Source organism: Ruania alba, assembly GCF_900105765.1.
Classification (GTDB): domain Bacteria; phylum Actinomycetota; class Actinomycetes; order Actinomycetales; family Beutenbergiaceae; genus Ruania; species Ruania alba.
Map to the genome: position 1 here is coordinate 1,326,156 of NZ_FNTX01000002.1, position 13,963 is coordinate 1,340,118.

Below are 13,963 nucleotides of genomic sequence, written 5' to 3' on the forward strand. Positions count from 1 at the left end.
CCATGACCGGCTACCTGCTCGGCATCGACTTCGGTACGGAGAGCTGCCGCGCTGCCGTGATCGATGCAGCAGGTCGGATCGTGGGCGTGGCCAGCACGGGGTACACCACCACGCATGCCCGCCCCGGCTGGGCCACCCAGAGCCCGGATGAGTGGTGGTCCGCGCTGCGGTCGGCCACCGCGGAAGTGCTGCGAACGACCGGCGTGAGCGGCGAGCAGATCATCGGGATCGGGTATGACGCCACCACCATGACCGTGGTGCCGATGGCCGCCAGTGGCGAGCACCTGGCGGACGCCATCCTGTGGATGGACGTGCGCGCGGTGGAGCAGGCAGGCCGCGCCGCCACATCGTCGTCGGTCGCCGTGCGATACATCGGTGACGGCGCAGCACCAGCCAGCGCCGAGTGGTTCCCTTTCAAGGCGGCATGGCTCGCCGAGAACGAGCCGGAGCTGTTCGATCGTGCCGACTATCTGGTGGATGCGCCCGACTGGCTCACCCACCGGCTCACTGGCGAGTGGACACAGAACATCAACACCGCCGCCCTGCGGATGTTCCACAACAGGGACGCCGGTGGGTGGCCGAGAGACTTCTACGACGACGTCGGTGCTGAGGCTGCGCTCGCGAAGGTGCCGGAACGGGTGGTCGACCTGGGCACGAGAGTGGGTGGCCTCACCGCGGGCGCTGCCGCTGAGCTCGGCCTGCCCGCCGGTACCCCGGTGGCGCAGGGCTGTGGCGACGCGTGGGCCGGGCAGATCGGGCTGAACGTGCTCCGACCCGGCCGGATGGCGTTGATCACCGGCTCCTCGCACGTGCTCACCGGACAGAGCGCCGCACCGATCAATGGCCCCGGCTTCTTCGGCGCCTACACCGACGCGGTGATGCCCGGGCAATACACCGTGGAGGCGGGGCAGGTCTCCACCGGCTCGGTGCTGAAGTGGTTCGTGGAGAACTTCGCCCGGGATGTGGTCGCCGAGGCCGAGACGCGAACGGCCGAGAATACGGGCAGCGCCTGCAGTGCTTTTGATCTGTTGAACGAACGCTCCGCGCATCTGCCTCCCGGGGCGGAAGGGCTCGTGATGAACGAGTACTTCCAGGGCAACCGCACGCCGTACACCGACGGGCGGGCACGCGGGATCCTGTGGGGGATGAGCCTGCGGCACACCCGCGAGCACCTGTACCGGGCCATCCAGGAAGCCGTCTGCTACGGCAGCGAGCACAACCTGCGCACGATGCGGCAGGCGGGCCTGAGCGTCGAGACGATCGTGGCCTGCGGTGGCGCGACCAAGGGCGCGGACTGGATGCAGATGCATGCCGACGTGACCGGGGTGCCGATCGAGCTGACCGAGGTGAGTGACGCCGTCGTGCTCGGTGCCGGGATCCTCGCGGCCACGGCTGCCGGACTGTACCCGAGCGTGAGCGAGGCGGCCGACGCGATGGTGCGCACCGCCGTCGTGATCGAACCCGACCCCGGGCGCCACGACGCCTACCGGCCGTACGTGGACGCCTACACCCAGACCTATCCGCTGCTGCGCGGCACGATGCACGCGCTCGCTGACCAAGGAGAACGATGAGTCTCATCGACCAAGCCCTCGCCGACGCCACCGACACCCGCGCGATCGCGATCGGTACCGACGTGCTGGAAAGCACCGGCGCCGTGTACGCCGAGCTGTTCGGCACGCGCACGGCGATCGTGGTGGCCGACGAGAACACCTGGGCGGTGGCCGGTGCCGCGGTGACCTCGTCGCTGGAGGCGGCCGGGGTTCCGCTGGTGGAGCCGTACGTCTTCCCCGGGGTTCCCACGCTGTACGCCAGCTATGAGAACGTCTCGACGCTGCGCGAGCACCTGCGTCCGCTCGATGCGATCGCGGTCTCCATCGCCTCCGGCACCCTCAACGACCTCACCAAGCTGGCCTCCGGGGAGCTCGAGCGCGAGTATCTGAACGTGGCCACCGCGGCCTCGATGGACGGATACACCGCATACGGCTCATCGATCACCAAGGACGGCTTCAAGCAGACCATCTTCTGCCCGGCTCCGGCTGGTCTGGTGGCCGACCAGCGGATTCTCGCCGCCGCGCCGCCGCGGCTTACCGCCACCGGGGTGGGCGACCTGATCGAGAAGGTGCCCGCCGGTGCGGACTGGATCATCGCCGACGAGCTCGGGATCGAGCCGATCGAGCAGGGGGTGTGGGACCTGGTGCAGGGCCCCCTGCGCGCGTCGCTGAGCAATCCGGAAGGCCTGCGTGACGGTGATACCGACGCGATCTCCGGGCTCACCGAGGGGCTGATCATGTCCGGGCTGAGCATGCAGGCCTACCAGTCCTCCCGGCCCGCGTCGGGAGCGGGACACCAGTTCTCCCACCTGTGGGAGATGGAGAAGCTCGGCATGGACGACGAGCCGCCGCTCTCGCACGGGATGAAGGTGGGACTTGGGACGATCTCGCTGTGTGCCCTGTACGAGGTGGTGCTCCGGCGCGATCTGGCGGGTGTGGACGTGGAGGCAGCGGTTGCGGCGTGGCCGAGCTGGTCCGAGCGGGAGGCCCAGATCCGCGCCACCTTCCCCGACGACCTGGTCGAGGCGACCGTGGCGCAGAGCAGGGCCAAGCACCTGGAGGCCGAGCAGCTGCGCGAGCGGCTCGCACTGGTGCAGCAGAAGTGGCCGCAGATCGCCGAGCGGGTGCGCGAGCAGCTGCTCCCGGCCGCCGAGATCGAGCGGATCCTGGATGTGGTGGGTGCGGTGACGCATCCGGCGCAGATCGGCGTGGATGCCGGCCGGTTCCGGGAGACGTACTTCCGGGCCCAGGCGATCCGCAGCCGCTACACGCTCCTGGACCTGCTGTTCGAGACGGGCCTGCTGACCGAGTGCGTGGACGAGCTGTTCGCCGACGGCGGGTTCTGGGCCGAGCGCCCCTGGTCCTGACCCCGCTCTACCGCCCCGCCACCGGCACCCCCACCCCCAGCGCGAGTGCCGCCGAATTCGCTCATTCCCTGAGATATAGGCGAGATCGGCCGCACTCGCCGCGTTGCGAGTGCCTTCTCACGGAATGACATGACCGGGCCAGTGCGTTGTGCATCTGTGCCAGTTGATCCACGCCACCTGCTCCCGGAAGGTCACTCATGTCCGTTCTCTCCCTGCTCGATCTCGCCGTCGTCGGACGGGAGCAGACCACCCGGGAGAGTCTGGACGGGACGGTGGCGCTCGCCCGAGCCGCGGAGCAGGCGGGCTACGAGCGCGTCTGGTATGCCGAGCACCACAACAACCCGGCGATCGCCTCTTCGGCCACCAGTGTGCTGATCGCGCATGTGGCTGCGCACACGAGCTCGATCAGGCTCGGGGCGGGTGGCGTGATGCTGCCCAACCATGCGCCGTTGGTGATCGCCGAACAGTTCGGCACCCTGGCCACCCTGCACCCGGACCGGATCGACCTCGGCCTGGGGCGTGCCCCCGGAACTGACCAGAACACGATGCTGGCGCTGCGGCGGGACGCGCGTTCGGCGGAGAGCTTCCCGGCCGATGTGGCCGAGCTCGACGGGTATCTGCGCGGACGCACCACGATCGAGGGCGTGAATGCTTACCCGGGGATCGGGACGAATGTGCCGCTGTACATCCTCGGATCCTCGCTGTTCGGTGCCCAGCTTGCCGCCAAGCTCGGGCTGCCGTACGCCTTCGCCTCGCACTTCGCGCCGGCGGCACTGGAGCAGGCAGTGGCCACCTACCGGGCCGAGTTCACGCCGTCGGAGCAGCTGGCCGAGCCGTACGTGATCGCCGCTGTGGGCGTGGTGGCTGCGGACACCTCGGCCGAGGCCGCCGATCAGCTCCTGACGGCGCAGCGTCGCCGGGTGGGCCTGTTGCTGCCACCTGGACGCACGGTCACCGATGACGAGGCGGACATGGTGCTCGCCTCACCGCAGGGCCGCCAGTTGCTGGAGATGATGCGCTACACGGCGGTCGGGACGAAGGGCGAGGTGGCCGAGTACCTGCGGTCCTTCGCCACCCACGCCGACGCCGACGAGCTGATGGTGGCGCTGCACGCCGACGGGGTGGCCGAGCGGGTGCGGGCTGCAGAGATCGTGGCGGAGGCCTTCTAGCACCTCACGTCGAACGCAATTCTATGCGGCGTTTCGGTGAAGAGGGCCGCACAACTTTGCGTTCGGCGGCGGAGTGAGGCTGGTGGGCTGGCATGCTGGTGAGGTGCCCGCGGACCTGCCGACTTCCCTCCCGACCACCGATCGAGCTGCGCTCTCCCTGACTACGGTGCTCCCCGCCGTCGGGGTCTCGCTCTCTGCGTTCCTGTTGTTCGGACTGATGCTGCCCGGCTGGGGGCACGGCCTGCTGGTGCTAAGCCTTGCCGCGGCCTGGTGGGTCTCCCGTGAGTTGGGCAAGGACCTCAGCCTGATCGGGATCGGCATCGCGATTGTCTCGATCACGTCGGTCGAGGCGGACGTGCACTGGGACCGGTTCTTCACCATCGGGATCGTGCTGCTGCTCGCGGTGCTTGCGCCGTCGCTGATCGATCGGCTGGTGTACCGGCGGCACGCGATCCGGTTCCCGTGGCGGACCGGGCAGAAGTGGTCCCGCCTGGAGAAGAGCTACTTGGTGGCAGTACCACTGCTGGGTTGGCTGATCCTGCCGTTCTACTTCATCTCCTCCGGTACCTACCTGAACTGGCCGTACATCACCGACGGCAGCGAATTGGCCCGCTTCTTCGTCGGCGTGAACTTCGTGGGCACCTGGGACGAACTGTTCTTCATCTGCACCTGCTTCGCGCTGTTGCGGCGGCACTTCCCGGTATGGCTGGCGAACCTGCTGCAGGCGACGATCTTCGTCTCGTTCCTGTGGGAGCTCGGCTACCGGGAGTGGGGGCCGCTCCTCACCGCACCGTTTGCACTTCTGCAGGGGTGGATCTTCACCAAGACCGGCTCGCTCACCTACGTGCTGATCGTTCACCTGCTGTTCGATGTGGTGGTGTTCCTCTCGATCGTGCATGCGCACAACCCCGGAGTGATGGGCTTCTTCCTGGTGGGGTGAGGGGCCTCGCGTCGCCACTTCCGGATGTCGGTGACGGGACCTAGTATGGGTGCCCATATCGACGGATACGGGTGAGCATATGAAGACCACGATCGACCTCCCGGACCCGCTGGTGCGTCGCGTGCGAGCTGCGGCGCGCGAGCGAGGAGTCACCATGCGTGAGCTCATGATCGACGGCTTGTACAGCGAGCTCGAGCGGTGGGAGCAGAGAGAGCAGGGGGCGCCATCCGGGCTCGTCTTTCGTTCGTTCGGTGGAGACGGGCTCGATCCCGAGCTCGACCCCGCTGAGGTGATCGAGCTCTCTTACGGCCTGTCGCGATGATCGCTGTCGACACCAATCTGCTGGTGTACGCACATCGGCTGGACTCGGCACATCACGAACGCAGTCGTGAGGCGCTCGAGGGGCTGGTCCGTTCGCGGCGCCGCTGGGTGGTGCCATGGCCATGTGTGCACGAGTTCTTGGCCATCGTCACCCACCCACGCATCTACCGGCCGGCGACGCCTCCGCGCGAGGCGCTCGGCGCGGTCGAGGATCTGCGGACCCTTCCCGGCGTCTTGCTGCTCGGCGAAACGTCGGAGTACCCCGAGGTCCTCACTCGACTCCTCTCGGCGGCGCAGGTGGTGGGCCCAAAGGTGCATGACGCCCGCATTGCGGCGATTTGTCTCGCGCACGGTGTCGACACCCTCTGGACCGCCGATCGTGACTTCAGCTACTTCCCCGAACTTTCCACCCACAACCCGCTCGCCGGCTGACCACCTCGCCGGGTGAGGCTACTGGCGGTGGGTGGCTCCGCCGTCGACGTGCAGCACCTGACCGGTGACATGGCCGGCCTGTGGGGATGCCAGGAACGCCACTGTGGCCGCGATGTCCTCCGGATGGCCCGCGCGCTTGGTCATCGTGGCGGCGACCAGCCGCTCGCGGCGCTCGACGGACATGGAATCGCCGAAGAACTCGGTCTCCGTCACCAGGCCCGGCGCCACCACGTTGGCCGTGATGCGGCGGGGGCCGAGTTGGCGCGCGAGTCCGACGACCCACGACTCCAGTGCCGCCTTCGCCGCCCCGTAGGCGCCGCTGCCCTGGGCGCCGGCGATGGACCCGATGGCCACCACGCGGCCCTCCTCAGCCAGGCGGTCGGCCAGCACGGTCACCGGCACGACGGCGGTCAGCACGTTGCGTGTGAACGTCGCCGTCCACGTGGTGGCGGTTCGCCGGGCAGCTGCCTCGACGGGGTGGTCGTCCGTCGTGTCGCTGTCGGTCACCGTGGGGTTCCCGCCGGCGTTGGCGACGAGGACATCGATGCGCGTGGGGAGGGCGTCGGCGAGGCGCGCGATGTCCGCTGGATCCTCGAGGTCGGCTGCCACGGCACGGACGTCGAGCTCGGCGGCGGTGCGCTCGAGCACGTCGGGTCGGCGTCCCACGATGGTCACGTCGTGCCCGGAGGCGGCCAGATCGGCGGCGATGGCGCGCCCGATCCCGGTTCCTCCACCCGTCACGACGGCGATGCGTCCAGAGTTCGTCATCTCTCCTCCTTTAGGGCTAAAGTAGTTCTATGATGGCACAGGACGAACAGGCGCGCGACGCCGTCGACGAGATCGCCGAGGCGTGGCGCCGAGAGCTCCCGGGCGCTCCGGTGGAGTCCATTGGCGTGATCACGAGGATCTGGCGGATCGCTCACCTGCTCGAGAACGATCGGCGCGCCACGATGCAGCGCCTCGGGATGGAAGTGTCGACGCGCAGCCTGCTCGCCACCCTGCGCCGGGCGGGCCATCCCTATGTGCTCGCTCCCTCGGAGATCGCCCGTAGGGCCGGCGTCAGTGCGGGAGCTGTCTCGCAGTGGGTGTCGCGCGCCGAGCGGGACGGATGGGTGGTGCGGCGCCGCGGAGCGGGTGCCGATGGGCGGGCTGTCGAGGTGACCTTGACCGATGCCGGGCGGGAGCGGATCGATGCCGTGGTCGGTGACCTGCTCGAGCATGAGGCGGAGCTGGTGGCGGGGCTCGACGAGCGGGAAGTGGCTCGGCTCGGGAACTTGCTGCGGCGGCTCATGGCAGGGCTCGAGCACAGGAACGACGCGTAGGGGTCTCCCGAGTCACGGCGGTGCCGCCGTGTCGCGTCCACGGCGGGCGGCAGCGGTGTAGATTGCGGCGGTGTCGACCGCGCCGCCACTGCCGTGTGATATTCGCGCATATCGCTCTCCTGATGACGCCGCGGCGACCTACGCCGTCTTCCAGGCCGCGATTCGTCAGACGGCCTCGTCGGTCTACGGACCGGGCCAGGTGGAAGCATGGGCTGGCCCCGCTCCGACCGACCTGAATGATTGGGACAGGCGGCGAGGAGAGGCGTCGACCCTCGTCGCAGAGGTCGACAACACCGTCGTGGGTTTCACGGACCTGCTCCCGGACGGCCTGGTCGACATGCTGTTCGTTCATCCGCGATCAGGCGGCAGGGGTATCGCACGCGCCCTGCTGACCGCCACCATGTACGACGCGCGTTCCCGTGGGTTCACCGAACTGCGGACCTTTGCCAGCCGGAGCGCTCAGCCGACGTTCGAACGCCTCGGATTCACAGTGATTGCCGATCGCCCGGACAACATGGTCCGCGGGGTCTCCATCCCCCATGCAGAAATGTGCCGGTACCTTTCCTAGGGGGCGCGGAACTGAGGGTGAGGATCGACGTCCTGCAACGGCCTGGTCCGCGTGTGTCGGCGTGCCCGGCGCTCCTGGAGATCTCCTCAGCGCCAACCGAGCGCAGGCGCGACGTGCGTGAGGATCGCGTCAAGAACGTGAGTGTTGTAGTCAACGCCGAGCTGGTTCGGCACCGTGAGCAGTACCGTGTCCGCCGCTGCAATCGCCTCGTCGCCTCGGAGCTGCTCGACGAGAGTCTCGGGTTCGTCGGCGTACGCGCGGCCGAACACCGATCGCGTGCTCTCGATGTACCCGAACTGGTCGTTGCGGTCCCCACTTCCGAGGAAGTAGCGCCGGTCCTGGTCGTCAACGATCGCGAAGATCGACCGTGATACCGACACCCGCGGCTCGAAGCCGTGGTCGAACTTCGCCCACTCCGCGCGGAACGCCTCGATCTGCTGACGCTGTTGTACGTGGAATGGCTCACCGGACTCGTCGTCCTTGAGCGTCGAGGACATGAGATTCATCCCCTGCTGCGCCGCCCAGCGCGCCGTGGTATCGGAACCTGCGCCCCACCAGATGCGCTGGCGCAGGCCCTCCGAGTACGGCTCGACGCGCAGCATTCCCGGAGGGTTCGGGAACATCGGCCGCGGGTTCGGCTGCGCGAACTGCTTTCCCGAGATCGCCTCCAGGGCGACCCCGGCATGCCTGCGCGCCATGTCGGCGTCGGACTCGCCCTCGGCGGGTTCGTAGCCGAAGTATCGCCAGCCGTTGATCACCTGCTCCGGAGACCCTCGTGAGATCCCGAGTTGGAGCCTTCCGCCTGCGATCAGGTCCGCTGCTCCGGCATCCTCGGCGAAGGCCAGCGGGTTCGTGTACCGCATATCAATGACGCCGGTGCCGATTTCGATGCGGCTCGTCTTTGCGCCTGCCGCGGCCAGCAGCGGGAACGGCGAGCCGAGCTGCCGAGCGAAGTGGTGCACCCGGAAGTATGCGCCGTCCGCGCCCAGCTCCTCGGCGGCGACCGCGAGGTCGATGCTCTGGAGCAGAGCGTCCGCCGCGGTCTGGGTGGCGGAGGTGGGATGCGGGTTCCAGTGTCCGAAGGACAGGAAGCCGATGTTCTTTCGCGCGTTCATCTGGGTGTCGTGCCTCCCGTCTTGGGTCAGTCCTGTGGTGAATGCTGACTTATGCCAGTGCCGCACGCAGCCCGTCCGCGAGCGGCGTCGTCGGCCGCCCGATCAGCCGGGTCAGGTCGCCGGTCACCTCGGCAAGGAGCCCGTCCTTGATGTTCTGGTCCAGTGCGACGACGAACGTGGCCGTCCCCTCGTCCAGCCCGGCCTCGCGCAGGGTCGCCTCGTGCTCGGCCGGCGTCAGGTTCCGGAACGTCACCTCGCGCCCCACGACGGCGGACGCTGCCTCTGCGAGGTCGTCGTGCGTCCACGCCACGTCGCCACCGAGTTCATAGATCGCGCCCGCGTGCCCGTCCGTGCTGAGCACGGCCGCAGCAGCCTCGGCGTAGTCCTTCCGGGTCGCGCTCGCCACCTTGCCGGTTCCTGCCGAGGCCACGAGTTCGCCGGTCTCACCTGCGCGAGCGACGGCATCGGTGTAGTTCTCCGTGTACCAGTTGTTGCGCAGGATCGTGGTGGCGACCGGGGCGGCTGCCAGCAGCTCCTCGGTAGCCTTGTGCTCGGGGGCGAGTACCAGGGCGGAGGTGTCGGCGTGCGGTGCTGAGGTGTAGACGATCCGCTGCACGCCCGCGCTCACGGCGGCGTCGATGACGTTGCCGTGCTGGCGTGCCCGCTCACCGATTGCGTTCCCGGAGACCAACAGCAGCGTCTCGACGCCGACGAACGCGGTGCTCAGGGTGGTCGGGTCGTCGTAGTCGGCGACGACGGTGCGCACCCCCCGATCGGCCAGATCGGTGACGGACTCGGGGCGGCGTGCCATGGCGACGATCTCACCCGCAGGTACCCCACGGTCGAGCAGGGCAAGCACGGTCAGTCGGCCCAGGTGGCCGGAGGCTCCGGTGACGGCAATGGTCATGACGGATGAGTCCTTTCCTCGAGCGTCCCGCCCGGATGGCGGGACCTGCTGCTCTGTGAACCAGTTCGCCCTGAGGTAACTTCCCAAACCGCCGTACCCACTTATCAGTAAGGTACTGATATGAAGGTAAGTACCCAGGTCACGAGCCCAAATTCGGTCATCGCGCAGGTCCTCGATCTCGGATCGGGAACCTTCACCCAGCAGTGCCCGACCCGCACCCTTCTCGACCACGTCACGAGCAAGTGGGGCGTGCTCGTCCTCGTCGCCCTCACCAGCCGCACACTGCGCTGGGGTGAGCTGCGCCGCGCCGTCGACGGGGTGAGCGAGAAGATGCTCGCCCAGACCTTGCGCACCTTGGAGAGCGACGGCCTGGTGCTCCGCGAGGCTCGCCCGACCATCCCGCCCCGGGTGGACTACAGCCTGACCGACCCGGGCCGGGAGCTGGCCGGCCACCTTGTGCCGCTGTTGCGCTGGGTGGCTGCACATGCCGACGCGACGTCCACCGACCACTGACGCCCGGCCCGCGCTGGGTGGCCTTAATGTCGCAGATCGCCACGATCTCGACACTCATGCCACCCTCGCAAACGGGTGGGCTCGTTCTGAGGATCAGAGCGAGTCCAGCACCTGTGGGTCGGCACAGCCCGCCGCGAATCCGTCGATCCGACGGCGTACGTCCCGTCCGAGCACCCAGGTGCCGATCCGTTCGGCCACCGGGGCGAGCCAGCGGGGCCGGCAGGAGAAGGAGTACTTCCACACCGCCCGGGTGCCGGAGCCTGCCGCCTCGAAGCGCCACCCACCGGCCAGGTGCGAGAAGAACCAGGGCCCGCCCAGCATCCGCATCCCGACGTTGCGCGGCGGCGCGTAGGAGACGTACTCGCTCACCATCCGCAGCCTGCTGCGGTGCACGGTCAGCGTGCGCACTCCCTTCGCCGGTGCCGTGGCGCCGTCGAGGAACTGTTGACGGCGGATGAACGGGTCCCAGCGCAGGCGCACCTCTCCCGTGGTCTGGGACACGGCAAACGCTGTCGCCGGGTCGACATCGACGGTCACCTCGGCCTGCACGACGGGCATAGGTGCAGTGTGCCAGTGCGCCCGCTCGCCCCGCCCCGTATCTGACATACCGAGCGCAGTCTGACCCAGGGCGGCGGTGACTCAGTCTGCCGGAGGTGTGTCAGAGGCGCCGGGGTTAGGGTTCCCGGGTGAGTGAACCGCCCCTGCTGCTGCGGCGCGTGCGCCGCCCGGGCAGCGACGATCTGCTGGACGTACTGATCACCGATGGGCGGGTCGCGCGGATCGCACCCACCGGCACCGTTGATCCCTCCAGCTCCAGCCCCGTCGAGCCGATCGACGCCGACGGCGCCGTGCTGCTGCCCGGCCTGTGGGACCACCACGTGCACTTCCGGCAGTGGGCGCTGCGGCGGGAGCGCCTCGACCTCAGCCAAGCCACCGATGCCCGCGCCGTGCTGGATCTGGTCCGTGCCCAACCGCGCCTCGACGAACCGCTCGTCGGGTACGGCTTCCGGGACGCCACCTGGCCCGAACCGCCCACCCAGGAGGCCCTCGACGCCGTGGCTGGTGACCGCCCGGTGGTGCTCATCGCGTGGGATCTGCACTGCGCTTGGCTGTCCACCGCCGCCGCCCGGTGGCTCGGCGTGCATCCGGACCCGGACGGCGTGGTGCGCGAGGCCGAGTGGTTCACCACCTCCCGGCGGCTCGACGAGGCAGGCCAAGGCGAGCAGAGCGACGTCGGTGCGCTGCGCCGGGCCGCCGACGCTGCCGCAGCGCGCGGCGTCGTCGGCATCATGGACGTGGAGATGGCCGACAACATCGCCACCTGGCCGGAGCGCATCGACCATGGCGTGGACGCCCTCCGGGTCCGGGCCGGCTTCTACCCGGACCGGCTGGATGCCGTGATCGATGCCGGTCTGCGTTCCGGCGACGCCCTCAATGCGGCCGGCCTGGCGACGGTCGGACCGCTGAAGGTGATCGCGGACGGCTCCCTCAACACCCGGACGGCGTGCTGCCGCGACCCGTACAGCGGCCTGGTGGCCGGGCACGACGGTGAACACGGGGATGTCGGGCACCTGGAGTACGACGTCGACACGCTCACCGACCTGGTCACCCGCGCCCGGGACGCGGGCCTGAGCACCGCCGTCCATGCTATCGGTGACGCGGCCGTGACCGCCGCCCTGGACGCCTACGCGGCTAGCGCTGCCCCAGCGCCGGCACTGACCAGCACCATCGAGCACGCCCAGCTCGTGCACCCCGACGATCTGCCCAGGTTCGCCGCACTCGGTATCACCGCCAGCATGCAGCCCGAGCATGCGATGGACGACCGGGACATCGCCGAGGAGTACTGGCCCGGCCGCACGCAGTGGGCGTTCCCGGCCCGGAGCCTGCTCGATGCCGGGGCATCGATCACCCTCGGCTCCGACGCCCCGGTCGCACCGCTGGACCCCTGGGCAGCGATCGGCGCGGCCGTCACCCGCACTCGCGACGGCCGCGAGCCCTGGCACCCCGAACAGCGGATCACCCTCGCCGAGGCGCTGACCGCGAGCACCGCGACCCGCGGGACCGTGCATGAAGGGGACGTCGCCGACCTGGTGCTCGTGGCACAGGACCCGTTGCGCTGCGATCCGTCCGCCTTGCGAACCATGGAAGTTCTCGGCACCTTGCTCGGCGGCCGCTGGACGCACCGGACCTGGTGAGCTGCGCCGTCGGGTGCTGAGATACCCCGGCGCGCCGATCCCCTGCTCGCTACGGTGGTCGAGCGTACGCGCGGAGAGGGAGTCATGAACGACCTGTTGTTGATCACACCGACGGAGGCGCTCGCCGTCGTGCTCGGCACCGTCGGTATGTACGTCGCCATGGTGGTGCTCGTCAAGGTGCTCGGTCAGCGGATGCTCGCCACCATGTCGAGCTACGACCTCGCCGCCGTGGTCGCCTTCGGTGCGATCATCGGCCGGGCCAGCCTGGGTGAGGTGCCCCGGCTCGCAGCAGGTGTGCTCGCGCTCGCCACGCTGATCCTGCTCCAGGCGATCGCGGGCATGATCCGAGTGACCCGTTCCGGGCACCATGCGGTCGCGGTGCCTCCGGTGCTGCTGATGGCCGGCGCCACCGTGATCGAGGAGAACATGAAGCGATGCCACGTGGTCCAGCACGAGCTGGCATCGAGGCTCCGGCAGGCCGGGGTCCGGCACCGCAACGAGGTGGCAGCGGTGATCTTCGAACCATCCGGGGCGATCAGCGTGCTCCGCCGCGGTGACGGCATCGAGCCCGAGCTGCTCGAGGGGGTCCGCGGCGCCGAGCAGATCCCGCCCGAGCTGCTCCGTTAGGCGATATCGGCGGGCTGTCGGCCGCTAGGCTCAGTCGCATGCACAGTCTGTCCGCACGCCTGGGGAGCGTGCTCGGTGTGCTGGCCCTGACGGCTAGCCTCGCGAGCTGCTCCGTGATCGGCCTCGAGCCGAACGAACCGTTGGCGTGCGAGGGGGAGTCCGCCCCCACGACGGCGCCCGGTGAAGCCCGCGCACTGCTCACCGTGGCCGAGGGCACCAGTGCCTGGGACCTGGTCACCGTGGTCTACTCCGACGGCGTGGTGGTCCGTGCCCCCGACGGGTCCAGCGCCGCTGATGTGCGCGCCGCCGCCGCCGCGGCTGAGTCCGCCTCGCCCGACGCGACCGCCGCCCCTGCGACAGGAAGCCCGTGGGTCTCCGGCTACCTGCTCCCGTGCGCGGTGACCGAGCTGCGTGAACGTGCCGAGGGGGCGATGTTCGGCGGTCCCGAGTTCGGGCGGGTCGATCTCTCCGGCCAGGAGTGGACCTACCTGCGCTACGACAACGGCATCTCCTCGGCATCGGTGGAGGTGCACGCCTACGACCTGGGCTTCACCGAAGGCCTGGAGTGGTCCGAACGTCGCGCCCGCGACAAGCTGCGGGAGGTCACCGACCTGCTCCGGGTGAACCTGGTGATCACCGGCGACGAGGTGCCCGTGGCTGGTGTCCAGCTCGACGGTGAGATGCCCGATGGTGCGGTGCTGCCCTCCACCTGGCCGGGTCCGACGGCGGAACAGCTGCTCGGGGACGCCGGGTGCGGAGCCTTCGCTGACGAAGGAGCCATCGACGCCTGGACCTATGCCGTGACCGATGGCCTCGGGGATGCCGGCGCGGACCTGCACGCACGCGCACTGCCGCCGGGAGTCTCTGGCTGCAACTGAGGGCGGGAAGTTCTGCCCATTCATGATCGCGCCGGACCTCGCTAGGTTCGATCCGCCAA

16 protein-coding genes are annotated in these 13,963 nt (G+C 69.2%); 12 read left to right on the top strand and 4 right to left on the bottom strand.

Annotated elements, in window-relative coordinates; all coding sequences use genetic code 11:
* The first annotated feature begins 2 nt into the window (after positions 1–2).
* The 6 genes from BLU77_RS16335 (at position 3) to BLU77_RS16360 (ending at position 5,779) form a co-directional block, all read left to right on the top strand.
* Positions 3–1,571: an FGGY-family carbohydrate kinase gene (locus BLU77_RS16335; protein WP_089774108.1), complete on the top strand. Its 1,569-nt coding sequence runs from the start codon at positions 3–5 to the stop codon at positions 1,569–1,571.
* Positions 1,568–2,917, top strand: a complete 1,350-nt coding sequence (locus tag BLU77_RS16340; protein WP_089774109.1) for a sn-glycerol-1-phosphate dehydrogenase — start codon at positions 1,568–1,570, stop codon at positions 2,915–2,917. Before BLU77_RS16335 ends, BLU77_RS16340 begins: the two co-directional genes overlap by 4 nt.
* A gap of 197 nt (positions 2,918–3,114) precedes the next feature.
* Entirely contained in the window at positions 3,115–4,086 is a 972-nt protein-coding gene (locus BLU77_RS16345) for an LLM class flavin-dependent oxidoreductase (RefSeq protein WP_089774110.1), read from the top strand.
* Positions 4,087–4,189: 103 nt separating this feature from the next.
* Positions 4,190–5,026, top strand: coding sequence for a CPBP family intramembrane glutamic endopeptidase (locus BLU77_RS16350; protein WP_175477162.1), 837 nt, complete (start codon positions 4,190–4,192; stop codon positions 5,024–5,026).
* Between the two features lie 79 nt (positions 5,027–5,105).
* Positions 5,106–5,348, top strand: a complete 243-nt coding sequence (locus BLU77_RS16355; RefSeq protein ID WP_089774111.1) for a hypothetical protein — start codon at positions 5,106–5,108, stop codon at positions 5,346–5,348.
* The gene (locus BLU77_RS16360) at positions 5,345–5,779 is read left to right on the top strand and encodes a type II toxin-antitoxin system VapC family toxin (RefSeq protein ID WP_089774112.1); all 435 of its coding nucleotides are present in this window, start codon (positions 5,345–5,347) and stop codon (positions 5,777–5,779) included. Before BLU77_RS16355 ends, BLU77_RS16360 begins: the two co-directional genes overlap by 4 nt.
* Positions 5,780–5,797: 18 nt before the next feature.
* On the opposite strand, the gene BLU77_RS16365 is transcribed toward BLU77_RS16360, so the two are convergent.
* Positions 5,798–6,547, bottom strand: coding sequence for an SDR family NAD(P)-dependent oxidoreductase (locus tag BLU77_RS16365; RefSeq protein WP_089774113.1), 750 nt, complete (start codon positions 6,545–6,547; stop codon positions 5,798–5,800).
* Between the two features lie 29 nt (positions 6,548–6,576).
* Between BLU77_RS16365 and BLU77_RS16370 the strand changes: the two genes are divergently transcribed.
* Together BLU77_RS16370 and BLU77_RS16375 are read left to right on the top strand one after the other, a co-directional pair.
* Positions 6,577–7,101: a MarR family winged helix-turn-helix transcriptional regulator gene (locus BLU77_RS16370; RefSeq protein WP_089774114.1), complete on the top strand. Its 525-nt coding sequence runs from the start codon at positions 6,577–6,579 to the stop codon at positions 7,099–7,101.
* A gap of 70 nt (positions 7,102–7,171) precedes the next feature.
* Positions 7,172–7,669 carry a GNAT family N-acetyltransferase gene (locus tag BLU77_RS16375; RefSeq protein ID WP_175477163.1) on the top strand — a complete coding sequence of 166 codons (498 nt, stop codon included), beginning with the start codon at positions 7,172–7,174 and terminating at the stop codon, positions 7,667–7,669.
* Positions 7,670–7,755: 86 nt separating this feature from the next.
* Here the strand turns inward: BLU77_RS16375 and BLU77_RS16380 are convergent, their stop codons facing one another.
* Together BLU77_RS16380 and BLU77_RS16385 are read right to left on the bottom strand one after the other, a co-directional pair.
* Complete coding sequence (locus tag BLU77_RS16380; protein WP_089774116.1) at positions 7,756–8,784, bottom strand: LLM class flavin-dependent oxidoreductase; 1,029 nt, start codon at positions 8,782–8,784, stop codon at positions 7,756–7,758.
* A gap of 49 nt (positions 8,785–8,833) precedes the next feature.
* Positions 8,834–9,691: an SDR family oxidoreductase gene (locus BLU77_RS16385; protein ID WP_089774117.1), complete on the bottom strand. Its 858-nt coding sequence runs from the start codon at positions 9,689–9,691 to the stop codon at positions 8,834–8,836.
* Positions 9,692–9,811: 120 nt separating this feature from the next.
* Between BLU77_RS16385 and BLU77_RS16390 the strand changes: the two genes are divergently transcribed.
* The gene (locus BLU77_RS16390; protein WP_089774118.1) at positions 9,812–10,204 is read left to right on the top strand and encodes a winged helix-turn-helix transcriptional regulator; all 393 of its coding nucleotides are present in this window, start codon (positions 9,812–9,814) and stop codon (positions 10,202–10,204) included.
* Positions 10,205–10,297: 93 nt separating this feature from the next.
* On the opposite strand, the gene BLU77_RS16395 is transcribed toward BLU77_RS16390, so the two are convergent.
* Positions 10,298–10,762, bottom strand: coding sequence for an SRPBCC family protein (locus BLU77_RS16395; RefSeq protein ID WP_089774119.1), 465 nt, complete (start codon positions 10,760–10,762; stop codon positions 10,298–10,300).
* A 128-nt stretch (positions 10,763–10,890) separates the two neighbouring features.
* Here BLU77_RS16395 and BLU77_RS16400 point away from each other — a divergent pair, with 128 nt between their 5' ends.
* The 3 genes from BLU77_RS16400 (at position 10,891) to BLU77_RS16410 (ending at position 13,904) form a co-directional block, all read left to right on the top strand.
* Positions 10,891–12,399 (top strand): amidohydrolase, encoded by a 1,509-nt coding sequence (locus tag BLU77_RS16400; protein WP_089774120.1) that lies wholly within the window; start codon positions 10,891–10,893, stop codon positions 12,397–12,399.
* An 84-nt stretch (positions 12,400–12,483) separates the two neighbouring features.
* Positions 12,484–13,026: a DUF421 domain-containing protein gene (locus tag BLU77_RS16405; RefSeq protein WP_089774121.1), complete on the top strand. Its 543-nt coding sequence runs from the start codon at positions 12,484–12,486 to the stop codon at positions 13,024–13,026.
* A 38-nt stretch (positions 13,027–13,064) separates the two neighbouring features.
* Positions 13,065–13,904: a hypothetical protein gene (locus BLU77_RS16410; protein ID WP_089774122.1), complete on the top strand. Its 840-nt coding sequence runs from the start codon at positions 13,065–13,067 to the stop codon at positions 13,902–13,904.
* Positions 13,905–13,963: the final 59 nt, after the last annotated feature.